The sequence below is a fragment of the Magnetococcus marinus MC-1 genome (assembly GCF_000014865.1).
GTDB lineage: Bacteria > Pseudomonadota > Magnetococcia > Magnetococcales > Magnetococcaceae > Magnetococcus > Magnetococcus marinus.
Genome location: NC_008576.1, coordinates 2430194 through 2455551 on the forward strand (window position 1 = coordinate 2430194; position 25358 = coordinate 2455551).

23 protein-coding genes and 2 pseudogenes are annotated in these 25358 nt (G+C 50.6%); 16 read left to right on the plus strand and 9 right to left on the minus strand.

Features of this window, described 5'->3' with window-relative positions; all coding sequences use genetic code 11:
• The first annotated feature begins 371 nt into the window (after positions 1-371).
• On the plus strand, positions 372-1418 hold the full coding sequence (locus MMC1_RS20015) for a YjgN family protein (RefSeq protein ID WP_160162694.1): 1047 nt from the start codon (positions 372-374) through the stop codon (positions 1416-1418).
• 137 nt (positions 1419-1555) lie between these two features.
• A complete protein-coding gene (locus tag MMC1_RS10005; RefSeq protein WP_011713605.1) occupies positions 1556-2659 on the plus strand; it encodes a M48 family metallopeptidase in 1104 nt (367 codons plus the stop codon).
• 5 nt (positions 2660-2664) lie between these two features.
• Here MMC1_RS10005 and MMC1_RS20020 read toward each other — a convergent pair whose 3' ends face one another.
• On the minus strand, positions 2665-3144 hold the full coding sequence (locus MMC1_RS20020; RefSeq protein WP_011713606.1) for a bactofilin family protein: 480 nt from the start codon (positions 3142-3144) through the stop codon (positions 2665-2667).
• Entirely contained in the window at positions 3066-3947 is an 882-nt protein-coding gene (locus MMC1_RS10015) for a M23 family metallopeptidase (RefSeq protein WP_011713607.1), read from the minus strand. Before MMC1_RS10015 ends, MMC1_RS20020 begins: the two co-directional genes overlap by 79 nt.
• A gap of 397 nt (positions 3948-4344) precedes the next feature.
• Here MMC1_RS10015 and MMC1_RS10020 point away from each other — a divergent pair, with 397 nt between their 5' ends.
• The 7 genes from MMC1_RS10020 to MMC1_RS22180 all read left to right on the plus strand — a co-directional run bounded on the left by MMC1_RS10020 (position 4345) and on the right by MMC1_RS22180 (position 10893).
• The gene (locus MMC1_RS10020; protein WP_011713608.1) at positions 4345-4764 is read left to right on the plus strand and encodes a secondary thiamine-phosphate synthase enzyme YjbQ; all 420 of its coding nucleotides are present in this window, start codon (positions 4345-4347) and stop codon (positions 4762-4764) included.
• Positions 4765-5282: 518 nt separating this feature from the next.
• Entirely contained in the window at positions 5283-6266 is a 984-nt protein-coding gene (locus MMC1_RS10025; RefSeq protein WP_011713609.1) for a glycosyltransferase family 2 protein, read from the plus strand.
• Entirely contained in the window at positions 6263-7915 is a 1653-nt protein-coding gene (locus tag MMC1_RS10030) for an ArnT family glycosyltransferase (protein WP_041641139.1), read from the plus strand. The genes MMC1_RS10025 and MMC1_RS10030 overlap by 4 nt, the downstream gene beginning before the upstream one ends.
• A 33-nt stretch (positions 7916-7948) precedes the next feature.
• A complete protein-coding gene (locus MMC1_RS10035; RefSeq protein WP_011713611.1) occupies positions 7949-8563 on the plus strand; it encodes a class I SAM-dependent methyltransferase in 615 nt (204 codons plus the stop codon).
• Between the two features lie 17 nt (positions 8564-8580).
• Complete coding sequence (locus MMC1_RS20025; RefSeq protein ID WP_011713612.1) at positions 8581-9531, plus strand: lysylphosphatidylglycerol synthase domain-containing protein; 951 nt, start codon at positions 8581-8583, stop codon at positions 9529-9531.
• 483 nt (positions 9532-10014) lie between these two features.
• Positions 10015-10254, plus strand: a complete 240-nt coding sequence (locus MMC1_RS10045; protein ID WP_011713613.1) for a hypothetical protein — start codon at positions 10015-10017, stop codon at positions 10252-10254.
• 399 nt (positions 10255-10653) lie between these two features.
• Positions 10654-10893, plus strand: coding sequence for a hypothetical protein (locus tag MMC1_RS22180; RefSeq protein WP_049757659.1), 240 nt, complete (start codon positions 10654-10656; stop codon positions 10891-10893).
• Positions 10894-11188: 295 nt separating this feature from the next.
• Here the strand turns inward: MMC1_RS22180 and MMC1_RS10055 are convergent, their stop codons facing one another.
• Positions 11189-12184, minus strand: coding sequence for an Rpn family recombination-promoting nuclease/putative transposase (locus MMC1_RS10055; RefSeq protein ID WP_011713614.1), 996 nt, complete (start codon positions 12182-12184; stop codon positions 11189-11191).
• A 615-nt stretch (positions 12185-12799) separates the two neighbouring features.
• Here MMC1_RS10055 and MMC1_RS21910 point away from each other — a divergent pair.
• The 3 genes and pseudogenes from MMC1_RS21910 to MMC1_RS10065 form a co-directional block, all read left to right on the plus strand.
• Positions 12800-12999, plus strand: a pseudogene (locus MMC1_RS21910) (IS3 family transposase); the annotation flags it as partial.
• Positions 13000-13370: 371 nt separating this feature from the next.
• On the plus strand, positions 13371-13631 hold the full coding sequence (locus MMC1_RS10060; protein ID WP_011713615.1) for a hypothetical protein: 261 nt from the start codon (positions 13371-13373) through the stop codon (positions 13629-13631).
• Complete coding sequence (locus MMC1_RS10065; protein ID WP_011712137.1) at positions 13628-15226, plus strand: IS66-like element ISMasp4 family transposase; 1599 nt, start codon at positions 13628-13630, stop codon at positions 15224-15226. Before MMC1_RS10060 ends, MMC1_RS10065 begins: the two co-directional genes overlap by 4 nt.
• Here MMC1_RS10065 and MMC1_RS21185 read toward each other — a convergent pair.
• The 4 genes from MMC1_RS21185 to MMC1_RS10085 all read right to left on the minus strand — a co-directional run bounded on the left by MMC1_RS21185 (position 15151) and on the right by MMC1_RS10085 (position 20315).
• Positions 15151-15831 carry a transposase gene (locus MMC1_RS21185; RefSeq protein WP_011713616.1) on the minus strand — a complete coding sequence of 227 codons (681 nt, stop codon included), beginning with the start codon at positions 15829-15831 and terminating at the stop codon, positions 15151-15153. The two genes, MMC1_RS10065 and MMC1_RS21185, sit on opposite strands and share 76 nt — an antisense overlap.
• Before the next feature lie 346 nt (positions 15832-16177).
• Positions 16178-16708, minus strand: coding sequence for a hypothetical protein (locus MMC1_RS10075; protein ID WP_143711402.1), 531 nt, complete (start codon positions 16706-16708; stop codon positions 16178-16180).
• A 2-nt stretch (positions 16709-16710) separates the two neighbouring features.
• Entirely contained in the window at positions 16711-18117 is a 1407-nt protein-coding gene (locus MMC1_RS10080; protein ID WP_011713618.1) for an HlyD family type I secretion periplasmic adaptor subunit, read from the minus strand.
• 2 nt (positions 18118-18119) lie between these two features.
• Positions 18120-20315 (minus strand): type I secretion system permease/ATPase, encoded by a 2196-nt coding sequence (locus MMC1_RS10085; RefSeq protein WP_011713619.1) that lies wholly within the window; start codon positions 20313-20315, stop codon positions 18120-18122.
• Between the two features lie 631 nt (positions 20316-20946).
• On the opposite strand from MMC1_RS10085, the gene istA reads away from it, so the two are divergent.
• Positions 20947-22059, plus strand: a complete 1113-nt coding sequence (istA, locus tag MMC1_RS10090) for an IS21 family transposase (RefSeq protein ID WP_160162696.1) — start codon at positions 20947-20949, stop codon at positions 22057-22059.
• 27 nt (positions 22060-22086) lie between these two features.
• On the opposite strand, the pseudogene MMC1_RS21190 reads toward istA, so the two are convergent.
• Positions 22087-22275 (minus strand): annotated as a pseudogene (locus tag MMC1_RS21190) (IS3 family transposase); the annotation flags it as partial.
• Positions 22276-22581: 306 nt separating this feature from the next.
• Here MMC1_RS21190 and tnpA point away from each other — a divergent pair.
• The 3 genes from tnpA to tnpC are packed head-to-tail and all read left to right on the plus strand — an operon-like array spanning position 22582 to position 24898.
• A complete protein-coding gene (gene tnpA, locus MMC1_RS10095) occupies positions 22582-22923 on the plus strand; it encodes an IS66 family insertion sequence element accessory protein TnpA (RefSeq protein ID WP_011712018.1) in 342 nt (113 codons plus the stop codon).
• Positions 22923-23282, plus strand: a complete 360-nt coding sequence (tnpB, locus tag MMC1_RS10100; RefSeq protein ID WP_011712019.1) for an IS66 family insertion sequence element accessory protein TnpB — start codon at positions 22923-22925, stop codon at positions 23280-23282. The genes tnpA and tnpB overlap by 1 nt, the downstream gene beginning before the upstream one ends.
• A gap of 35 nt (positions 23283-23317) precedes the next feature.
• Positions 23318-24898: an IS66 family transposase gene (gene tnpC / locus MMC1_RS10105; RefSeq protein WP_011712020.1), complete on the plus strand. Its 1581-nt coding sequence runs from the start codon at positions 23318-23320 to the stop codon at positions 24896-24898.
• On the opposite strand, the gene MMC1_RS21195 is transcribed toward tnpC, so the two are convergent.
• On the minus strand, positions 24798-25337 hold the full coding sequence (locus MMC1_RS21195; RefSeq protein WP_265101268.1) for a group II intron maturase-specific domain-containing protein: 540 nt from the start codon (positions 25335-25337) through the stop codon (positions 24798-24800). The genes tnpC and MMC1_RS21195 overlap by 101 nt on opposite strands.
• Between the last annotated feature and the right edge of the window lie 21 nt (positions 25338-25358).

A 25358-nucleotide genomic window follows, 5' to 3' on the forward strand; every position in this document is an offset into this window, starting at 1 on the left:
GTACAGCGCCCCTTCTGTACAGATTACTGTAATTACACCCTAAAAGTGCATAAAATCAATTTTGTGAAACAATTTTTTAGAAACCGGCCTCTAGCGCTTCAAGGTAGTGTGACCTATCGGCCCTGCATATTTCTATTAAAATCATATATCATAAACTTTTTATATGAAACGCGCTTTATCCAATCCACCTTGTGTGCTAGATTGGCCCATGTTACGCATCGCCTGCTCGATATTTATGTTATACATAAGGAACCATAAATATGTCTCACCCCACCCTCACAGCCCCCCTTGAGCACCCCACTTTAGATGGCGATCAGATCCTCCCCGAACCCCCATTTCATGCAACCGACCCTCTGCTACACAGCCATCCGGTGACCTTTCACGGCAAAGGCAGCGACTACTTTAAAATATGGTTTGTAAACTGGGCGCTCACCATCGTAACACTGGGGATCTACTCGGCCTGGGCCAAGGTGCGCCGTAACCGTTATTTCTATAACCATACTCTGCTGGATGGGCACAATTTTGATTATACCGCCGACCCCATGCGGATCCTAAAGGGGCGCCTAATCGCTGCTGCGATTGTCATTCCCATGTCTATTATGACCTCGTCTCAAATCACGCAGTGGATTGTGATCGGCAATATCATCTATTTTGGCCTTTCGCTCATGATCCCAGTCATCATCGTCATGGCCATGCGCTTTTCCCTGCGCAACTCGGAATATCGGGGCATCCATTTTAATTTTACCGGTAAAATTTCCCGCTCTTATGGCGTTTATATACTATGGAGCATTGCATCTGCTTTAAGCGCGAGTTTGCTGCTCCCTGTCATGCTCAAACAGCAACAGGAATTTTTGCTCTTGGGCAGCCGCTTTGGTCAAAGCAACTTTGACGCAAAACCACCCCTTGGCTCGCGTGCTTTTTACAACGCCCTTTTTTACAGTGCCATGATCGCATTCGCTTGGATATTAATGCTGTTTGTGGCGGTAACCATCTTTTTCTTAGTCGCTAACCACACTTATTTGCCGCAGTTTGAAGATTCTGTTATAAATGAAATCTATGGCATAATAGGCTTTGTTAGCCTGATCCCCCTTGTGCTTTTTACTGCCCAGATCATGAGAGCTGCCATGTTTGCCATCATCTGGAACCAAGCCCATCTTCATGGCATTTATTTTCGATGCAAAATCAACATTATAAAGGTTAGCTGGATCATTCTTAGCAACCTACTGATGCGTCTCTTCTCGTTAGGCTTACTCAGCCCATGGTGTACCATACGCATAAAAAAATATCTTTACGAGTCGGTTCGTGTAGAGATGAGCGCTGCCCAAAAACAGCATTTTCTCGCCGATCACCAAAACAATCAATCGGGCAGCCTCGCTGAGGGCGTCGATGATCTTGTAGGGTTTGATGTGGGTATTTAAAAAATGGGAAGGGCCTTGAGTAACAAGCCCCTTCGCCGTGCTCGCCCCTATCTACGGTTAACAGAGTCATGTAGGGTGGTTTGCACAGACCTCTGCTCAATCGCAAAAACGGATAACCGTTACGTGAAGGCCCTTTTATGACGACCCTACAAGGCCACTATTTTAATGGCCAAAACAGCCAAGCAGAGACCGCCACCCTAGAACTCTCGCCGCAAGGCTTGTTACGCTTGGTGCGCCAAGATGGCACGGTAAAGACTCTTTATCCCGGTGATCGTACCATCAGCCCCCCTATGGGGAATACCCCCATGCGTATACGTTTTGGCCAGGGGGAGCAGTTTGTCACCCAACAGAGCCCGGCCCTGCTCAACTACATGGCCGAGCACAAAGAAGGCCGTTTGGAAAGAGGGGTGCACCGCATGGAAAAGGGGTGGCACTGGGTCTTTGTGGCCATCCTTATTGTGGGGGGGTTTATTTGGGGTCTGTTTCAGTATGGAGTGCCCTTAGCGGCGCAAGCTCTTACCGCCATGTTGCCTGCTGAAGTTGATGCGCGTATCGGTAAACGCGCCTTAGAAACGCTGGATAATGGCCTGTTTAAAGTCCCACCCCTGATGCAACCCAGCCGCCTAAGTGACCGCCAACAAGCCCACTATCAACAGCTCTTTGCACAAACCATTAAGGCGCTACCCACCCGTGACGATCTACCCTATACGCTGCACTTTAGACAGAGCAAGCTGCTTGGAGCCAACGCCTTAGCTTTACCCTCGGGTGATATAATTGCGACCGATGCCTTTATCCAATTATTAAAACATGACACAGAATTTCAGGTCGTGATCGCCCATGAATTGGGCCACATCTTCGAGCGGCACAGTGTCAAACTGCTGGTACGTAGCACCCTTGTCTCCCTAACCACCAGCTTATTAATTGGCGATCCCAGCTCAAGTTTTGATGACCTTATCATTAGCATGCCGGTTTTACTGAACCAACTCTCGTATGGACGGGCCTTTGAAGAGCGGGCCGACCGTTTTGCCCTTCAATTCATGCGCGAACAACAGATCCCCGCAGAACGTTTTATTGGCATTCTGGAGCGCTTAGAAAAAAACGCCGCCGCGAGAAAACAGGCCAATCCTAAAACAGACCACACAAAGGCACAAAGACAGGGGAACTTGGCGGAGTATCTCTCCAGTCACCCCTTTACGGAGCGTCGGGCCACCTATATTCGTAGCGCACTCGGCGGCGAGTAGATCGCTTATGATTTTTCATCGACCAGCAACTCCGCATGGATCGGTGCCGTTGAAATCCCCCCATGCGGTACTGAGTCGGCGGTTAAGGGTAACGCCTTAACCTCGCTGGTTAAGCTCTGTTTAAGCTCTTCCGTCGATTTTTGGCGGCTGTTACCCTCGAACAAGCTGCCCCGCTCCAGCACCAGAATGTGGGAAGCAATCTCCCCGCTGGCATGACCGGTACCAAGGATTTCCACCTCGTCGCAATCCGCCTGCCCTTCAAAGGTGCCGGTAATCACCAAACGCCGGGCAAAAACCCGACCTTCGATGCGTCCCTGCGTGCCGATGGAGAGCTCCCCTTCGCAATGCACCTCGCCCACCAACAAACCATCCACATGCAGATCGCAGGAGCTTTGAATAAGCCCTTCTATTTTTGAGCCAGTTGCAATGATGGTTGTATGGGATCGCTCAAACGGCGGTTGAGCAGTTTTACCAAAGAGTGCCATCGCACCCGCCTCTCTTCAAAAATCGTATCGTAGGTGTCGGCACTCCAACGCACAAACCGCGCAGGGTCCAGTTTACGATGGACAAAACGCACCTCGTAATGCAGGTGCGGCCCGCTGCTCTTACCGCTATTACCCGACAGGGCAATAACATCCCCTTTACCCACAAAACTACCCGCTTTGACCAAGGTTTTGCTCAGGTGGGCATAGATGGTACGAAACCCAAAATCGTGACGCACCATGACCAGTTGACCATAACCACTGCGTTTATGATCACCGGCAAACTCCACCACCCCATCGGCGGTTGCGCGTACCTCGGTGCCAATCGCAGCCCGCATATCCAAGCCGCCATGGAACTCGCGCTCACCCGTTATGGGGTCCAGCCGCTCGCCATAGCTACTGGTAACTACCCGCGAATAGATAGGCCGCCCATTGGGCAAGCGACTTAACAGATAGCGTTTAACCCGCTCACTGTTGGTAGCGGCTAGGGTTAGAGCATCGGCCTTGGCACGGGCAGTTTGGTATTTTTGCTGTACCTCGCTAATGACCCCATCCTTCGTTAAGCTGATCTGTTGAAGCTCTAAATTGAGAGAGTGCAGCTCGGACAAATCCGAACGGGTTGCTTGTAAACTGCTTTGCAACTGCTCGGCATCTTTATAAAAATAGATGCCCAATCCTGCGGAGCCCAGCAAACTGGCGACCACCACTAGCCCAGAGATAACCACCGCCCGCAACCACGAAAAGGAGACTCGCAGATGCTTGGCCCCCTTATGGGTGGTGATGGTAATGGTAAAATGTTTGTGCATCGCCAAACCGTTTCAAAGGCTCGAATCGTTATAACAATCCGACGCAAAAAACTGAAGCTGCCGACGATAAGCCATGCAACCTAACTACCACGATCACACAGTCGTTAACCGAGGGAAAGTCTATTTTCGCCGCAGGCTGCAGAAATGTCCAGGGGGCGAAGCATGCAGAAGGGATTGCCCAAATTTTATCGTCTCGTTCTGCCATCATAGCGTATGCTGTCATCAATTTATGGCGCATTCTCCTCCGGTAAACCGACCTTCCTGTGGAATTAGCCGTTAGAATGAATGACTGCCCACAGCCCAGGCAGCATCACCGCTTGATTATTACTGAAACCTACCGGTACCCTTATAACGAACATGCCGCTCGCCACCGACACCCCTAAAAAGGAGAAACACGTTGAAAAGCTTTCGTAAAGAGCTTTGGTTTCAGGTACCAGGACGCCGTGGTTTTATCAACATTACGCACCAACTGCGGGAAGCCCTCAAAGAGAGCGGTATCCGTGAGGGGTTGTTGCTCTGTAATGCCATGCATATTACAGCGTCGGTCTTTATTAATGACGATGAACCGGGTCTACACCATGACTATGAGCGCTGGCTGGAAGCCTTAGCCCCCCATGCGCCCACGGATCACTATCACCATAACCGCATGGGTGAAGATAATGGCGATGCCCACCTAAAACGGCAAATCATGGGGCGGGAGGTGGTGGTGGCCATAACTCAAGGCAACCTCGACTTTGGCCCCTGGGAGCAAGTTTTTTATGGTGAGTTTGACGGTCAGCGCAAAAAACGGGTTCTGGTTAAAATTATTGGCGAATAAGGTTTGGCTTCCTGCAAAATAGCGCCTTGTGTCGGGCCAAAGCATGCCTAAACACCGTAGGGCTCACCTTCTTGAAATGCTCGTGGCATTACTCGGGCGCCGAAAAACCAAATCTGGCTTGTTGATGGGCAAAGACGATGTAACCGTTGGTGCCGTTCAGGAAAAAAGCGCTTCAATCAGCCATCACCGATCTATCTAAACCTTAACGCAGGCAGAATAACAACGGCTTTTACATGGTAGGGGGATGTGGTATATTTTTTGCGGATTGATGACACAAACGAAAGGTTCCGCATTGCATAGGACCGTTGAGACCGTTCACCATTCACGTCAGCAAAAAACGCCATTTCTGCTTCTTTTTTCTCGCCTAAAAGGGCCATATTCACAAAAGGTCTTGGGAAACGCGAGAGAGTAAAACAGAATAAGAGGAATTATTATTAACAGCAACGCAATCTTTATGGGTGCCAACCGGATAAAGCCTCGTTTGCTCTTATCGCTACCGATGTGTAAGGTCTAATAAAGTGAAGCTTATTGTACAAATACCTTGTTTTAATGAGGCTCGTACACTGGGACAAACCGTCGCGGATATTCCGCGAGAAATTCCTGGTATTAGCTCGGTTGAATTGCTGGTTATTGATGATGGAAGCAGTGATAACACCTCTGAGGTCGCCGCACAGTTAGGCGTAGAGCATATTGTCCGTTCGCGTCGTAATCGTGGATTGGCGGCAACCTTTCAATTGGGCTTAAATACAGCCTTGGAGAAGGGTGCAGATATTATCGTTAATAGCGATGGAGATAACCAATACTGCGGCGCAGACATCCCCAAGTTGATCGAACCAATCCTCAGTGGACGGGCTGATGTGGTGGTGGGTACGCGGGATGTTTCTAACATTGAACATTTTTCTCCCATTAAAAAAATGCTGTCCAAATTTGGTAGTCGCGTGGTTGGCCGCATTATAGGCCTGCCTATCACGGACGCTGTGAGTGGTTTTCGTGCCATGTCGCGTTCGGCGGCACAACGTCTTGAGATTCTCTCTACCTTTAGCTATACGCTCGAAATGCTCTTCCAAATCCAATGGAAGGGATTGGCGCTGGAAACCGTTGCAATCCGTACCAACGCGCCTTTGCGGCATTCACGCCTGTTTAAGAGCGTGGGTCAATTCATTGGCATGTCCGTCTCTATCTTGCTGCGTGTCCAAACACTCTTTCATCCCCTCCGGACCTTTATAGGGCTTGGGTTCATATTGCTGTTCATCGGTTCAGCCCCTGTCATACGCTTTTTATGGCTTTATTTACAGGACCCTAGCTCCGCCACCGGGCATGTACAGTCACTCATTATTGGGGGGGTTTTGATTAATCTAGCGATTATCAGTTGGTTACTGGGGGTTTTAGCCGATTTGATTGGCTTCAACCGTAAATTGCATGAAAGCGGTTTAGAGCGCCTGAAACAACTAGAAAGTCGATTGATCTCTTTGGAAAAAACACTGCAAGAAAAACAGCCATGATTGAGAATCGTTCACCCAAAACGGTCTTCATTTTAATCCATCTCTTGCCCCTCCTCATTTTTGGACTTTTTGCGCTGCTCTATCAACCCACCCTATTGGGGAGCGATGACGCAAGCTATGCCGATCTTGCTCGTCAATGGCTGGCAGGTAACTGGGCGTTTACCCCCCATCATTTCTCTCACCGTCTCACCATGTTTGCTCCAACCGCTTTCCTATTCACAGCGCTGGGTGAAGGGCGCTGGGTGCAAATTGGCTGGCCTTTGCTTTGTGGATTTCTTTTGATTTTCACGGTAACCCATTTGACTTGGCGTTTAGCGGGTGTATGGGCCGGGGCTCTCGCCGGGTTAATGCTCGCCTGCAATCCTCTTATCTTAGAAAACTCTATGGTTCTTGGGGTTGATTTACCGCTCACACTGCTGATGTTTTTAACCGCTTTATGGGGCTTTTTAGGAAGGGGCGGGTTGGGAAACAGACCCGCTGATGCAACGGACCATGCGGCCCTTTTTGGCCTATTATTTTCCTTAACTTTAATACTTTCTGCCATGGCAAAATTGACCACAATCTGGTTAATACCTTGGGCTTTTATTCTTTTGACTTTTGACATGGTGCAGAAGAAAAATTTTAAGTTTTGGCTCTGGGCCGCCCTCAGTGGTGTGGCTCTGCTTGTTCTGTATCTTGGCTATTATGCATGGCAAACAGGTGATCCACTGTACCGTATTCATTCGGTGGAAGTGGGGCATAATACCCATCCTAAAACCTATGCCAATAAATCATGGGACCAAATTTTAGATCGTTTGGGGCTGGAGACCCTGCTTTTCATTCTAACGAAACCAAGCTTGTTAATCGGTTTTCTCTTCCCTTGGTTAGTCGTGTGGATCGTGCGCGATGAAAAACGTGACCAGATCTTTTTTTGGTTGTCTGTTTCTGTGGCCCTTTTGGTTATGTTTTGGTTCGGCTCAACCTCCTTGCAGATTTATAATCCCATGCACCTAAAGGAGCGTTATCTGCTTCCCATCCTACCCGGCATGATCATGCTCTCTGCCGTGGTGTTGGCAAAAATAAGCTGTCATTCCAACACCCTGAAATATCGAAGCTTATGGCTTTCAGCGCTTGCCTCTGTTGCTTTTGCGCTGTTTGTTTTGTTGAAGCAAATGGTTGAAGTTAAAAGCCATATGTTGCTCCTCAGTGGGGCTTTGCTGGTCGTTTTGGCACTGCATCTATTGCGTCATCGCTTGCCCCAATGGATGATTCAACTGGCACCTTTACCCCTGATGGTTGCTTTGATTGTGCTTGGTTCCCTTCATGTGGTTCAGCACCGTCATGAGATCCCTTCTTTCAAACACTCTTTAGCTTTAAAACAGCAACTGCTTGCGCATATACCAAGAGGCCACTTAGAAGCGCCTGTAACCGTCTGGAGTGACGACCGCTCTGCACGGGCGTTGGCCAGTTTAGGTTCGGTCTATCAAGGCTTAAATATTGTTGAACTTAAACATTTTGAGCGCAAAATAAATAGCCTCCAGTGGGTTGTGGTAAACCGGGGGAATGCCCACGCTGAAGAGTTGAGCATAACACCCGAAGTCGCCAAGCAATTGCAACACTGGCCTGTAATTGAGCAGCGCGAAGGGGTTGTGCTTCTTAAAGCACCGTAAGCCATGTGTGTAGGCAAGATAAGGAGTTGATTGATGTTATCAAGCCACCCCAGTGATCCATCGGGTAACTATTACGACAAATATGGGACCCGCAATTTTATTGCACGTAGGCTGATGGCTGGTTTTACGCATACCCTTTTTGATCTTGTTCAGCAGACACGATGCACTGACATTCATGAGGTTGGGTGTGGTGAAGGGAAATTGGCTGCCCTACTCTCTGTGCAGGCTAACTATCAAATCCGTGCCAGTGATCGTTCAGCCGAGATGATTGCTCAAGCCAAAACGGAACATGCACATTGCCCTGTTTCCTTTTTTACCCATGATCTCTATACATTAACCCCCGACAAGCATGGTGCTGATCTCATTCTCTGTTGTGAGGTTATGGAGCACCTTGCTGACCCAGAAGCGGGTATGGCGATCATTCATAAGTTAGCCCGCAAGCACGTTATCTTTAGTGTGCCGAGGGAACCACTGTGGCGCGTGCTGAATATGGCCAGGGGGTCCTATCTTATGAATTTAGGCAATACCCCTGGACACATTCAACACTGGTCTACGTCTGCTTTTACCGATCTGGTTGAACAACGATTTAAAATTCTGTCGGTGCGAACCCCTATTCCCTGGACATTTATTGCATGCCAACCCCGCTAAAGTCAGGGGAACGTTGGATGAGTTGGTTTAGCCGAGGAATTGTTCTGGTCTGTCTATTGCTGTTGTCTTGGCAACTGTACCAGCATGGTGGATATTTTTTGCGTCACGAACGGTGGGGATGGTCCCTGTTTGGCATACTGTTTTTTGCCTCTTTGCTCTATGCCGTGATTTGCACCCTGTTGGGCATGGGTTGGATCGCTCTGCTGCGAGGGTTGGGTGATCGAACATTGGCTTCACAACTTTATGTAATTTATACAAAGTCACATATTGCCAAATTTCTTCCGGGTAACATCTTTCACTATGCAGGACGGTTTGCACTGGGCCGGTTGGCCGGGGTGGCCCATGCGCATACAACACTGGCCTCCATGGGGGAGTTAGCCTCATTAGGGTTGATGGCCATCCTGTTAATGCTCTTCACCCTCCCTCGCCCCCTGGTACTGCAACATGATGCTTTCACTTGGGCTGCCGGGCTCTTTCTGGGGTTACTGCTGCTTACTACGCTATTGATTTTAAGTTGGTGTCGCCAAGGTTGGGTTGTCAGGTTTTTTGAAAATCGTCTGGGCATGCAATTTACAGTACCCTGTGGCTACCCTATCCTTTTGGGAGGCCTTGGTGCTGCCATGGGGCATTTATTATTTTTTATCGCTGTGGGTGCACTTACTCTATGGTTGGCAAATCAACTGGGCGGAGCAGCTGAGCTATGGCCCCAGGTACTGGGAATTTATGCGTTATCATGGTTACTTGGTACCGCTACGCCGGGCAGCCCAGGTGGGGTTGGGGTTAGAGAGGTTGTCTTGGTTGCGGCGCTCAGTCAAATGATGGGCGAACCACAAGCTTTGATGTTGGCACTGATGCTACGGGTGGTTACGACGGTTGGGGACTTCGGGTTTTGGGCTGGTGGTTTGCTGGTTGAGCGCGTCAACACGGCAGTTCCCGTTAACACCATGCGTAGCCATCGAGATATGTGACAACTGTAAATGAGCACGCAACCATACCAAAATTAATTTAGGGGCACTTGAAGAAAAAGCCTAAGGGTAGTGTCTAAACGGTTATGATTAGATTGGCTGGGTTTGGCACTTTTTTTCCGACGCGTACACCTATCCGCATACCCTATGCAAGGGCGATTGGAAAAACAGGCGATCAACGGGGGCCGTCAGGGCAATCGCATTTGAAAATCACACACAGAAAGCGAGGCCTTTTTCGCCTCAATTTGTCCCTAGCGAGCAATCTCCATCCCTCAGAGGGCCATTTTTCTGACCAAAAAAGCGGTTGGACGGGGGTAAAAGGAGGCCAAAAGCCGCATGCGGGGTCGTCCAATTTCAAATGCGATTGCCCTGGGGGGCAGTTGCGTTTGCCTTGACATCGTTTGTGGTAGACGTACAATGTTGGGTTACGGGTTGGTCGTTCGTCCAGTCTGGTAGGATTCCCCTCCGTTTTTGTAAGGAGTCGTTATGGAGTGGTTTTTGATTGACGAGACGAGACCCTCTGAAGAGGGGTGGATAATATTGACCGATACCAACACCTTTTGGGCTGAAAATATCGCCAGTCCTGAGCATTTGGAAGCCATTCTTAAAACGCGCAAGCCTACCCATTGGGCCACTTTGCGTTTTCCTGATGAGCAGAGCAAAAGTAAAAGCATTTTTAGCCGGGTGAATAACGAGTTTCTTTTCAAATACCGATCCGGATGGTGACATCGGCAATGGGACAGCCCCCTCCTTCCTCAGATTTTTTTCATGTAGACGCTCATCTAAAAACATAATGTGAAAACTCTACTCCTGAAAACCCTCAATTTTCGGGGGGATTACCCCATCACAAATCCCATGCCATGGGCAAGCCGCTGGACGACCATTTTCGGCTTGGTGTTCTTAGGCTTGATCCGGGCCATTACCCTGGATCACTTTTGTTTATTAGGGGGGATGCGGGGGAAACCCCATGTCCCTACCCGACGAGATCCTTACCCCGCTGGGCAAGCGGACCGCCTACATCCTGGTGTTCATCCATCTCGGCAGCCGCCGTGTTGTCCACATCAGCGCCCCCACCTACCACCCGGAGACAGTGCCTGGGTCACCCAGCAGGCCCGGAACGCGGCCATGTGGTGCGACGACGAAGGCATCAAGCCCCGGTTTCTGGTCCGCGACGCCGACACCAAGTTCTCCGGCCCGCTCAATACGATCTGGAAAACCGAAGGGGCCCGGGTGATCCAGATTCCCCACCGCGCACCCCAAGCGAATTCTTACGCAGAGTCTTGGATTTCCTCAGCAAAGCGCGAGTGTCTCGACTTCTTTGTCTGTTTCAGTCTTGGCCAACTGGCTTACATCACCCCCACGTGAGTCCGACATTTCAACGAAGAAAGATCTCATCAGGGCCGGGACACCGGCAATAACGTCCTGGATGTCAATTTTAAACCAAAACGGGATGGCCCAATCCGAAGCAAGGAAGCCCTCGGCGGGATGATCAGATCGTACTATCGTGAGGCTGCCTGAGACTGCTTCCCACTGCCAGACAGATTGGGGACAATCTCTCTGAAAATCATGGTGAAGCGGCGTCTCTACATGATGGTACAGCCCAGGAGAAAGCGTTCGACTCCTTTTCACTTAACAAAATGATCCGAAAGAACATAATTTCTTATTCAAAAACATCGTGTAACGAGTGTGCATCGAAAATTTTGTCTACCCAGGACTCTATCTCTTCCACATCTGCGGTCATGACCTTATTCGAGATCTCGTCGGGCAATGGACCAAACCGGCGTGACAAAAGTCGGAGCAGCATGGATGCCCCCTCTTCCTTCCGCCCCTCTTGACGCCCTTTCTGAAGCCCTTTCTGAAGCCCTTTCTGAAGCCCTTTCTGTATACCCTGGGCTTCCCACTCTTTGGTCCACTCCAGCACGGTCTCGGCAAGCATGGCATCTACCTCCTGCAAATCGTTTAACTCCGGGATCACCTGACCTAACGCTTTCCTGGGCAACAACACCCTGCCCAGCATGACGGTGAAGGCTCGCCTCAAACTCAACTGACCGGGTGCTTTCAACCAATCGATCAGACTACTCAAAACAGCGCGGATATCCGTTGGTGACTGGCTCTTCTCCAATCGGAATAAGGCCGCCGCCAGATTCTGCATCTCCAACAGCTTCGCATCCTCATAGCGAACTTCATCTATCAGCAGATAACGCATATGCGGGCGAAAACGCTCAAGCCCTCCAGGAACCGGGCGAATAAGATCGGCCACATCTGTCGCCGCTGACCAGATTGGCTTCCCATTGTAAAGCACCATGGGCAGCACCGGGGGCAACATCTCGCCCTGCTTCACCTGTCCGGATTTTACCAGATCCTGATACAATAGCATCACGTAGGCGTTCATGCGGACCGCCATCATCCAGTCCACCGTCGATTGGAACTCAATCAGCACAAAAATATAGAGCCACGCTTCGCCCCAGCGCACCCGCCAGATGACATCATCCTCACGATCCCGCAGGTCATCGGTAATATAGCTGCCACTCACCTTCTCAAGGCTGGTAAAATCGAGATGCTCGACCCACGCCTCCTGGACAAACCCCAACAGCAGATCACGCACCATCTCTGCGTGGCTGAAGAGCTGCTTGTAGCTGCTATCGTGATCGCCCAACGGAATAATCCCTTACTCTTCACTAAGACAAGCAATGCTTCGCATCGTAGCCAATTTCATTCATCGCGTCACTGAATGGCTCACTTCCAGGATTACCCTGCAACAGGAGATGGAGATCACGGCGAAAACGTCCTGGTAGACCTAAGAGCCCTCGCAAACTCCGTGATCTGATCAAAAAATAAGCCAGGAGAAGCCTTTGTGGGGAACATGCATACCACGGCAAAATGCTCAAGTGGGCATGCTCATTCAGCCATTCCGTGTGGCCTACCCCTGGGATAGCACGCCACGCTCCCTGCTACACGATCAAGGCCCAACATGGAGAGAGGGGAACATCATCGCGTTTCCAGTGCTTAGAGGCGGTCTGCACCACCGGTACAAACGGATCGCAGCCTGCCCTCTATCCGTTGTCCCGTTCCTAGATTTCCAAAGATTACGCTTCGGCGCTGAACCAATGGCCTGTGCTCGAAGTCGGGGATTCTGCGCTTTAAGCATCAGCCGAAGTCACTACGCACCCCGATTCTCCCGGAATTCTGCCTGATCGTCCAGCGAAATCGGCCTCGCAGGGGTCGCAAACGAGGCCCATTGCGGCTGGATGAAATAAACGACAGGTACAGCTGGGACAACCCCCCAGCAGAAAGCTTTTACCATATCCTAAAGGTTGAACCCGTTTCATCCTGTGAGTTTGAAACGCGAGAAGAAGCTAAACAGGTAACCTTTCAATCTATAAAGATTTTTATAACGGTAATCGCAAATATACTTTAATCAGCTCTATGCGCCCTTCTCAGCATCTACTGGTGTGGCTCAAGTCCGCGTAAAAAACTGTCTGTTTTAGTATTGCCACATCAGTCAAGGACGAGTTCCCTTGAACGGTCATCTTAATCCACAATGTATAATGCTAATTATTTGTAAATATTATAGATTATCCACAAATTCTAGATAGACTTTTGACAATTGCCATACTGCCTTGCATAAATACCTTTCATATCATCCCGCAGCATGAGCACCAAAAGCCACCCTTTGCAAACGAGCTTTGTAACAAAATAATACAGACAAAGGCCTAAAACCCTTTGATAAAGAGGGCACGACTGGGTATGTTTGTAACCGTTCAGAGACCCCTCGTTCAGTGAGGATGTTCACCGTTTGAGAAGGAGTCAACTGCCGGGAATAGCGCCAATTTTGTTTGACCATGGCAAAGAATATCCTTGACACGATTTTCGTCGAAAATGTGAAATTTCAGAAGGAGAGTGCGATCCGATCTGTTTTTGCCTATCAAAGCCTTGAGGAGAGTTCTGGCGGGTTTTCAGCTGTGGCGCCCACCCCGGGTACGAGCGCATTTTTGCGCTGGATCCAATGGGGCGCAGAAGCGCAAAAATCTCTTCCTGGAAACCCGTGTTATCATGTGTGCGAGGATTCATTCACCGGCGATGATGTGGTGCGCGAACCATGAAGCTTTCAGATCACGACCTGCTCCAGATTGATGAGGAATATCTCTCCTCACTATCGTCTGCAGAGTTACTGGCCGTCAGCCGGAAAATGTTGGAGGATCTCAAGGAATCTCGTGAGCGTTTGAACCGAACACCCGACAACAGTTCCCAGCCGCCCAGCAGTCGTCCGGCGTACCTTGGGATTCCAGTTGAGCAAGACGAAACGCTTTCGGATGAGGATGAAGAGGACGTTTCGCCGGTGGAGAAGAAGGGAACCGATGATGCGGATGGAGATGATTCACCAGGGCCATCCGGCAGTTCTACTCCCTCTGCTCCAGGAAATGGTAAGTCGGATTCCTCAGGCAAGAAGCCGAAAGGCAGGGCTGGGAAGCCAGTTGGGGCCAAGGGATTCGGCAGAACGCAGATAATTCCGATTCGGAGTACCGTGGTTCATCGAGCGGAAACGTGTGCTGCCTGCGATGCTGCCCTTCCCTTGGATGCTCGATTTACAGCTCGAATCGGCTATGTGACCATCGATCTGATAAGGGGTGCCCCGGATCAGCCTGGATTGAGGCTAGAGGGGACCAAGCACCTTTTTGGGGAAGTTGCCTGTAGATGCGGCCATATTTCATGTACCGGTCCCGGCACAGGGGATAGACTTGAGATTGCAGGACGCAAAACCGCAACCAGTTTGAGTGAATGGCGTATTGTCGGCCCCATGTTGGCTGCTTTCATTGTTGCGCTCGCAAAACGGATGCGGTTGTCTCGCTCCAAGGTTCAGGAGTTTTTGATCGATTGGTTCGGCCTGGAGTTGAGTGTCGGGACCATCGACAATTGCATACGTGAGGTCGGACTGGCTGCCGCCCCTGTTCAGGATGAACTGATTGCCGAACTTCGTGCATCCGCTCTGGCTCATGTAGACGAAACGCCTTGGAAGCAAAAAGGTCAAGCTTTGTGGCTCTGGGTTTTCGCGACGGCAAATACGGTCTTGTTTTGCGTGGGACGCCGGACTCGACAAATGGTCCTTGATATCCTGACCGAGGAATATGCAGGCTGGCTAATGAGCGATGGACTCATGAACTACCGGATTTTCTCCAGGCGGCTGCGCTGCTGGGCGCACTTGATCCGAAAAGCCAAGGGGTTGTCGACAAGCCTGGATAAAGAGAGCAAACGATTCGGCTCCAGGGTATTGGAGGTCCTGGAATACATGGTCGAAGAGGTCAAAGATGGATCGGATCCGCCAGCTGCCGAGTCGATTTTGGAAGAATTCCAGGGATACTGCGAATTGTACAGAGATTATCCCCCGTCCGAGAAAGTTCGCAGCCTTGCCGTTGAGCTTCTCAATGACTGGGATGTTATCTGGCAACCTGTGAGAGTTCCAGGGCTGCCGCTGACCAACAACGATGCGGAGCGGGCTCTGCGCCACTGGGTCATTGCGCGTCTGATCAGCCACGGAACTCGTACGGCAGAAGGGAGTCGGGTATTGGGTGTGCTGGCTAGCGTCATCGAAACTTGCCGATTGCGGAACGTGTCTCCCTGGGACTATCTTGCTGAGGTGATTGCTGAACGGAGAAAGGGAAACCTCGTACCGCCGTTACCGGCTCCAGTAGCCGCTTGATATCGGGGTCTCTGAACGGTTACCCCTAAACGGCTTTCAAGTTCCTCAATAAAAGAATCTCTTCCCATTGGCCTTCCTGTGCGCTCATGCAGCCTTATTCGTTCTTGTTCTTTCGAGCCTATACCTTGTTTTAGAAAACGGCTCCATTCCGGCACCAACTCCAATAATAGTGACACCTTTACTAGACTGTCGTCTTTCCCTTCCATATGAGCTTTGGCGCTACTCCAGCGATAATGCTCTGCTCCCTCAACCATACCGGCACAGACAGGATTCAACTCTACATACCGCACCGCCATCAACATATGCGGCTCATCCATGGGTGTTGAGGCATAGCGCCCCTGCCATAAGTGGCCCGTCCAACCTTTGCTAAAATTGATGCGCCTTGCATAGCGCAAATGCGTTTCACGCATTACTTCTTGAAGACCATGCTCCGTCGATGGAACCGCTACCAAATGGATATGCTTCGTCATCAGACAATAAGCTAATACCTCCACACCGTATTTTTGGCTCCAATAGCTTACTGTTTCTAAATAAAACAAATAATCTGCTTCCTCAAAAAATACATCCTGACGACGATTTCCACGCTGTGTTACATGAGGTGCCACTCACGCCACCACCACCCTCGCCATCCGCGCCATAACCCTTTACCCCTCAATTAGGTAACTGTCCCCGGAACTCTCAGGAACTCTCAGATCCTTTACCCCTCAATTAGGTAACTGTCCCCGGAACTCTCACAATTAGGTAACTGTCCCCGGAACTCTCAAGGTAACTGTCCCCGGAACTCTCAGATCCCAAGCTAAACCATGAGCTTCAGCCATAACAGCTCCTGTGTCCACATTTCTCAAGACCCAAAAGCTGTGTCCACCTACTCCACCGATAAGCTTGTAAGTATGAGACTCAATTTGATACTTATATGATGAATTGAGCAATACCTCATGCTGTAAAGTTATTTCACTCATCATTGACCCCCTCCAACCTAAAGTCTTCTTTGTTTGCAACATTAAATCTTAGAACATAGACCTTAACATCAAGCTTATCAGACTTGTCGATCATTATCCTTATTAGCTGCATATCATGCCACACCACCCCTCCAAAATATCTAAAATCTATTTCACCACTCACCGCAACAGTACATACAATTTTATTATTTTCGCTATAATAGTATGACATTGTGCATGCACCAGAAGGTATTGCTCTTATTTTTTTTATGAAACCCTCCAAGTTATTGGATTCATCATACATTTTTGAAAATCTATCAGTATAGGTTTCTTTTAATTTTTTTACAGATTTTGCGTCTAATCCCATGTGTCCTATTTCAATAATACTTGAATTTTGGAACTCATCATAGTTTGAAACTGAACTTTCCATATGATGAGGTTTTTTCAATGCGCTAGAGGTTTCTCTATCCCCTATCAACACATCAAAAAAGATCAATCCAAATAGCGCAGCTATTATGATGTTTTTTTGAATTAATTCTTTCACGATCACCGCTCCCGCAACCCCTCTTGCATAGACTTCTGAATGGGGCTGAGGAAAAACTCAATGATCCTACGCTTGCCGGTTTTTATCTCCGCCGTCACTGACATGCCAGGGGTGATGTTAACCAGCCGCTCCCCCACCTGCATGGTGTTTTTCATCATGCTTATGCGGGCCGCATAGACCAGACCCATTTCCTCGTGCTCCACCGCATCGGCAGAGAGCTTTTTCACAATGCCGTTGATCAGCCCATACCTGGTAAAAGGAAAGGTCTCCAGCTTGATCTCCACCGCCTGCCCCTCCTCCACAAAGCCGATATCCTTATTGGCCAAGTAGGCCTCCACCTCAATCCCGCCGGATGTAGGCACAATACGCATCAGCTCCTGAGCGGGCTGCACCACGCCACCGACGGTGTGAATCACCAGATTCTGCACCACCCCATCAATGGGTGAACGCAGTACCTGCAACTGGTTGCGCCGGGCCGCCTTGGTCAGCTCCTGCTCAATATCAATAACCCGCTGCTCAGATTCGACATACTTCTCCATCACCTCTTTGCGAAAGCGTGCCTCGGTCTCAGCAAAGCGTTTACGGGTCACATCCAACCCCGCCAACAGCTCCGCCAGACGGCTCTTCTGAATGGCCAGATCCCGTTGCAGCTCCACCCGCTCCTGCTCCAACTCCAACCAGTGGGATTGCGCCGCCAGCTTCTTCTCCATCAGAGTCTTCTGAGCATTGGCCCGCTTGGCAATCAACGGCAGCAGCTGCTGATACTTACGTACCGCCTCCTTGGCTGAGGCCAGCTCCGCCATCTGCTTCTTCAGCTCATGGCCAATGCCCTGCAACGAAGCACGGTGGGCCAGCAAGGTATCCTTGAGCAACCAACGCTGCTTCTGCACCCGCCCTTCAGGGGCACCATCAGGGGAACGGTAGAGAATCTGCGGCTGCTCACCCTGATCCCACTCCGCTAGCGCCTGCCAACGGGCCATATCCAATTGTGCAGAGAGTAGATTCTCCTCAAAACGCACCAGATCCGCCTCGGTGGAGGTTGGATCCAGAATCACCAACACCTCCCCCTCGGCGACCTGCTCCCCTTCGCGCACGGGAATCTCCCGCACCACACCGATCTCCAGGGGCTGAATCACCTTCACATGACCATTGGGTAGAATCTTACCCTGGGCCACCGCCACCACATCAATCTGCCCCCAGATACTCCAACCCACAGCCAGGGCACAGAAGAGCATAATGGTCCAGGTAATCAACCGCCCAAAGGGGGATGGAGGGCGCTCTAGAACCTCCAAAACCGCCGGTTTAAAGGCGTTCTCATGATCCAGCTCCAACCCCTTAACCGGGGCCTGACGATCCTGCCGCCACGCCTGCCACGCCACACTCATATGTCGTACAAGGCCGCTAAACATGATCAGGCCTCCTTCTTGCCGGTGTTGATGGCTTGCGCCACCGCACCCATGCCCGACTGATGGTAGTGCATACGTGCAAACCACCCTTTTTTCTGTAGCAGCTCTGCATAACCGCCCTCTTCCATGATGACCCCTTTATCCATCACCATGATGCGGTTACAACCCCGCACCGCACTCAGACGGTGGGCAATGATAATCACGGTACGCCCCTGACAGATGGAGCGCATGTTCTCCTGAATGATCTTCTCCGACTCGTAATCCAGGGCGCTGGTGGCCTCATCAAAGATCAAAATGCGTGGATCACTGACCAACGCCCGTGCGATGGCGATGCGCTGCCGCTGACCACCGGAGAGGTTGCCACCATGTTCATCCAGTTCCGTCTCATAGCCCTGCTTAAGCTCGGAGATAAACTCCTCCGCCCCGGCCAGCTTGGCCGCCGCAATAACCCGCTCCATGGGAATACCGGGATCGCCAATGGCGATGTTCTCCCGCACCGAGCGCTTAAACAGAAAGTTCTCCTGCAGCACAACCCCCACCTGACGACGCAGCCAAGCGGGATCCACCTGCCCTAAATCCACCCCATCTACCAAAACCCGGCCCCGCTCTGGGGTGTAGAGGCGCTGTACCAGCTTGGTCACCGTGCTTTTACCGGAACCCGACGGCCCAACGATGCCGATCACCTCCCCGGGGCGGATATCCAAGGAGAGTTCCCGAATCACTTCGGGGGACTCTGGGTCATAGCGGAAGTTGATGCGCTCCAGGGTCACCCGCCCTTTTAGATTGGGCAGTGCCGCACGGCTGGGGTCGGAGGTTGCTTCGGAGGGGGTGTTGAGGATATCCCCCAGCCGGCGAATGGAGACCCCGGCCTGTTGATAGTCCTGCCACAGCTGCACCAGCCGCAGGATCGGCCCACTGACCCGGCCGGAGAGCATGTTGATGGCTACCAGCTGACCCACGGTCAACGAGCCGTCAATAACCAGATGTGCCCCAAACCAGAGAATCAACAGGGTGGTGATTTTATTAATCAACCCTGCAATCTGACTGGCCCAGTTGCCCAGATTGGTGACACGGAAGGAGGTGTGAACATAGGCCGCCAGCTGTTCATCCCAGCGGCGCCCCATCTGCGGCTCAAGTGCGGAAGCTTTAACCGTCTGTACGCCGGTGACCGACTCCACCAAAAAGGATTGGTTTTCAGCACCACGGGCGAATTTTTCCTCCACCCGTTTCCTAAGGATGGGGGAGACAAAGACCGACAGCAAAATATAGAAAGGGATCGCCCCCACCACCACGTAGGTCAGGGTGGGGCTATACCAAAACATGACCGCCACAAAGACAAAGGTGAAGGGAATATCGATGGCCACCGTCATAGCTGAGCCGGTGATAAAATTACGAATGTTCTCCAGCTCTCGCACCCGCGCCACCGAGTCCCCCACCCGTCTGGAGCCAAAGAAGGACATGGGCAGATTCATCAGGTGGCGATAGAGCTTAGCCCCCAACTCCACATCGATACGATTGGTGGTGTGACTGAGTAGGTAGGTACGCAGGCCCCCCAGAAACATCTCAAACAGCGCCACCACCAGCATGCCTAGAGCCAGCACATCCAGGGTGGTGAGGCCGCGGTGCACCAACACTTTGTCGATGATGACCTGGAAGAAGAGCGGCGAGATCAGGGCGAAAACTTGCAGAAAAAAGGAGGCGTAGAGCACCTCGGAGAAGAGCTTACGGTAGCGGATAACGGCGGGAATAAACCAGGTGATATCAAACTTACCACCGGTGGGATCTTTACCCCGTGTGGCGGCTAGAATGACCGAGCCATCCCACTGTTCCAAAAACACTTCTGTATCCATCACCTCCGGCTTGGCCTCGGTGGGATCGTGCAGCAGAACCTTGCCCCCTTCGGCCTTAGCCAGAATTTGAAAGCCCCCCTCCTTAGCGGAAGGAATGATGGCGGGCAGCGGTAGTTTATTTAGACGCTTCTTGGCGCTTTTTACCGCCTTGGCCTTCAGCCCCAACGCCTTGAGCGCCTTGAGTACCTCCAAATGTCCAAAGCTCTCCCCTGGCTGACCATGTTCATGGCGCAGCCCATCCCGTGAGCTGGGAATCTGGTGAAAACGCGCAAGCAGCATCACACAGAGCAGCCCGGAATCGGGCTTCTGAGATAAAATATCCAGCACAGCGTTGTCAGCAGATGCAGTCACAATAAATTTCCCAATGAACCAACTCAAAAATTCAAACTTCAGCGCATGCTAATACAAATTAACATCTCTATAAAAGTTGTTTTTTTTGCGATTCCTTACAAATATTGACTTTTATCTCTTAAACTTTTGCGATAAATGTTAATAGAGTGAATTGGTCCCCTATTCCTTAAACACTGCCATCCATCTAAAAATTTAGCTGGAATCTCTCATTTACAATTCATTAATATTTCCAACAGCCATTCATTTCACATTTACATTTTGTTAACAAAGTTTTTGCTTTGAATGTCATATCTGGCCAAAATAGTCGATATGCGACTATCCAATTTTTGATTTAGCGCCCTGATCACCCAATATTTGATCGATAAAAAACCTGATCACACAAACACGCTGCTATTCTCTCACCTTCCGTTCCCAATCATTGGAATAACCCGTTCTTTAAAAATCGAGAAATTACCACTGGGCACAGAGTTCCCCTACAGGTACGAGCCGTGCCCTGGTAGCTGGTTAAACATGTTGTTAAACGGCATCCAATAATGACCCCTTTGAGGGGAAAAACGGCGTGCAAAAATGACCCCTCTGTATGATGACCTCATGGCTGTTTTAGACATGAGGAAAACAGAGGATGCTGACATTGGAGACGAGAGCAAAAATCAGACGGGATCGAGAGGTCCTGAAGAAGTCGATCAAGCAAATCAGCAGAGATCGACATGTTTCGCGCAATACGGTGCGTAAGATATTGGAGGAAGAGCCAGGTCAGGAGATCGGCTACCAACGTTCGATTCAACCTCGGCCTCAACTTGGGCCGTATGTCGAAAGGTTGGAAAAGATTCTGGAAGCGGATTGGCCTCAGCCCCGCAAACAGCGTCTGCAAGCAAAGCAGATTTTTGAAACGTTGGCTTATGAGGGCTATCAGGGCGCATATGACAGCGTTCGCCGCTATGTAAAAGCATGGCGAACTGAAAAGGGAAGAAACCCAGGCACAGTATTTATCCCTCTCTACTTTGAGCCTGGATCAGCCTATCAGTTTGATTGGAGCTATGAGAGCGCCGTTCTGGGTGGAGTCCATCAAAGCATCAAGGTGGCCCATTTTCGCTTGGCTCACAGCCGCATGATCTTTGTGGTCGCCTTCCTGCGGGAATCCCTGGAGATGCTTCTGGATGCGCATAACCGGGCTTTTAAGTTTTTTGGAGGTTGCCCCCACCAGGGTATTTACGACAACCTCTCGACAGCGGTGGATAAGATTCTCAAGGGCAAGGAGCGCACATTTAATAGCCGCTTTGAGGCGATGTGCGATCACTTTTTGGTAGAGCCCGTAGCCTGTACGCCAGCAGCGGGTTGGGAGAAGGGCCAGGTAGAGAAACAAGTCCGGGATGTTCGCAACTGGTTTTTCAAACCCATTCCCCAGTTTGCTGATCTGGAAGAGTTGAATCACTGGCTTGCGGACCGCTGTTGGGGATGGGCGTCCACGCATCCTCACCCAGAACAGAAACAGCGCACAGTAGCCGCCGTGTTTCAACAAGAGCGGGAGCATCTGATCCGTTTCAGCCGCCCATTTGACGCTTATAAAGAGCGTGAGTGTCGCGTCTCATCGACCAGTCTGATTCAATATGACGGCAATCAATACAGCGTGGAGGCGATAGCCGCGCGCAAGGCCGTTACCATACGGGCCTATGCAGAACGAATCATGGTGATTCACAAAGGAAAAGTGGTTGCAGATCATCTGCGCAATCTGAGCAAGGGGTGATGTGGCAACACTAAAACGGACAGTGTTTTACGCGGACTTGAACCACTCTATTTCGTACTGAGAAGGACTCATATAGCCGATGGATGAGTGCTTGCGCTTTCGGTTATAAAAGACCTCTATATATTCAAAGATGATCTGTTTAGCCTCATCGCGTGTCTTAAAGTCACAGGATGAAACCAGTTCAACTTTGAGAGTGTGGAAAAAGCTTTCTGCTGGTGGTCGAGTAGACCGAGGGAATTTCACCCTCAGCCTCTCACAGAACCGTACGTGAACCTCTCAGCTCATACGGCTCTTGTCATCCAGCCCTGATATTTCCAATGCGCAAACAAAGATGGCTCTCTCTGGGCAACCCCTTTGAGCCACTTGTGCGCTCGGGTCTTGTGCCCACGGAGTTTCTTGAACTTACGCATTGCCCAGAAGGCAAGAGCGGTGTTTATCCGTAAGCGCCCATTTATCCCCAGGGTTCAGTTTGATCTGAAGGTATGTCACGCTTTCTGAAATTCAAAATTTTAGGAGGCGAACATGGAAGACAAATCAATTGAGGCGTCTGTGCTGAGTGAGAAGCAGCGGTACTGGCTGGATCATTTACGCAGTTGTCGTTCTGAGGTCGGCACCATTAAGGAGTACGCTGAAGTCCATAAGCTGAGCCTTCCATCGTTGTATTTTTGGAAGCGCAAGCTGACGCAAATGGGTTTTCTGGAAGAGTCAGGATCAGGCAAGCGACGTTTTCAGCGATTGGAATTGAGTTCAAAGTCTTCAGCAGGGGTCTGCCGGATTCAGTTCCCAAATGGTATGACGGTGGAGTGGTCAGGGAATGGTGGCGAGAGCTTGCTCTCTGTCCTGCGATCTGTGGCAGCCTTGTGATGATGCGCCCATCGCCGGATATTTCTGTCGTCCATCTTTGTTTGGAGCCGGTGGATTTCAGGAAGGGGATCAACGGACTGGCTGCATTGGTGGAGGCAGAACTGGAGTTGAATCCCTTTGATGAGGCTCTGTTCGTGTTTCGCAATCGATCATTGGACAAGGTGAAAATCCTTTACTGGGAACGTAATGGCTTCTGCCTGTGGCAAAAGCGGCTGGAAAAGGACCGATTTCACTGGTTGCGCCAGGGAGGTGCCGCAGAAATCCAAATCACGGGGCGGCAGCTGAATTGGCTACTTGATGGCTACAACCTGGCGGCAATGAAGGGTCACAATAAACTGCATTTTTCTTCGATTGTATAGAGTGTTAAGGCGGTTTTTTTGGTATAATTTCGGCTATGAAAACGCTACCAAAGACACTCCCTGATGACCCTGCCGCTTTGCGGGAAATAATACTTTCCTTGCAGGCTGAAAATGTCCTTTTACAGGACAAAAGCAAGCGTATGGAGCATGAAGCCCAGCTTCTGAGGGAGAAGCTGAATATTCTCATTGCCAAGCGGTTTGGGCGTTCCAGTGAGAAGAGCGATCCCCGTCAGTTGGGTCTGTTCGATGAGGCAGAAGTGACGGCTGCCGAGGAACCTGAAGAGGATGCCGAAGAGATCCAGGTTCCTGCCCATAGCCGCAAAGTGAAGTCCAAAGGGCGCAAGCCATTGCCAGAGTGGCTACCCCGGGTGGATATCATTCATGAGTTGCCTGAGTCGGCATTGGTTTGTGGCCTGGATGGTCACCATTTGGTCGAGATTGGCCGTGAGACCAGCGAGCAACTGGATATTATTCCGGCCAAGGTGCAGGTATTGCGGCACATCCAGATCAAATATGGCTGTCCTCATTGCAAACAGGGCGTGAAGACGGCCCCTACACCCAAACGTCCCATTCCCAAGGCGTTGGCTACAGCTGCTCTATTGGCCCATGTGGCGGTATCCAAGTATGCCGATGGGTTACCGCTCTATCGACAGGGCGCCATTCTGACCCGTGCAGGGATTGATGTCTGTCGAACCACGCTGGCCAATTGGATGATCCAGTGCGGCCAACTGGTGCAGCCGTTGATCAATCTGATGCGGGACAAGATGCTGGATTACGATATCCTGCAGATGGATGAAACTACGATTCAAGTGCTTAAGGAAAAAGATAAAGTTGCAGCCAGCAACTCCTATATGTGGGTACAGCGAGGTGGTCCCCCGGGTAGTCCGGTGATTTTGTTTGATTACGATCCCACACGCGGTGCCGAGGTTCCGAAACGGCTGTTGGCGGGCTATAAAGGCTGGTTGCAAACGGATGGGTATGCAGGTTATCTGGGTGTGGGTGCGCAGGAAGATGTGATCCTGATGGGGTGTTTTGCGCATGCCCGTCGTCAATTCGACGAGGCGATCAAAGCGTTGGGAAAATCCAAAAAAGGCAAGATAGGCAAGGCTGGGCAGGCACTGTCGCTGATCCGGAAACTGTACGCTGTGGAAAAGGATCTGCGTGAGGAAGAGGCTACTCCAGAGCGACGTTACAAGGTGCGCCAGGAGCGTTCCCGCCCCATTATCGATGAGTTGAAAACCTGGCTGGAAGATAATCGAGCAGGGGTGTTACCGAAAAGCAAACTCGGCGAAGCGATGGGATATCTGACCAATCAGTGGTCCTCTCTGATTCGATATCTTGATGATGGACGCCTGGAAATTGACAACAACAGAGCCGAGAACGCCATTCGCCCCTTTGTGATTGGCAGGAAAAATTGGCTCTTCAGCAACTCTGTTCGAGGTGCAAAGGCCTCGGCAAACCTCTACAGTTTGATTGAAACGGCCAAAGCCAATGGTTGGGAGCCCTTCGTCTATCTCACAAAGGTCTTTGAGGGCCTCGCCACAGCGCAAACCGTGGATGAGTTCGACTTGTTGCTCCCGTGGAATTTGAAATCTGCTGCTGAACCGGCAGGGTAGTTGATGGGGATAAATGGGCGCTTACGTTTATCCGGTCCAATACAGAGTGCATCTCCGATCGACAGAATCGGCCATAATAGTTTATCCAACCTGTGATCACTGGATTTAAACGTCTTGCCAGTTCCTCAATAGAGTGCTGGCTCCTCGCTTGGAGCTTCCACTCCCGCCGAATGGTCTGCCGTAGAGATTTCGAAGCTTTCCGACTGATTGCCGGACTAAAGCTTACAAAAAGCTCTCCACGGTGGTTGCGTGATGACCTTGGACGAAAGGTATAGCCCAGAAAATCAAAGCTCTGACACGTCCACTCCCCTGACCTACGAGAATCTTTACAATAGACAACTCGCGTCTTTTTGTCGTTGAGAGACAATTTGCAGAGCTTCAAGCGCTGTTCAATCCTCTTCTTGATCCACTGCAACTGCTTCAAGGAACGGCAATGCACGACAATATCATCGGCATAACG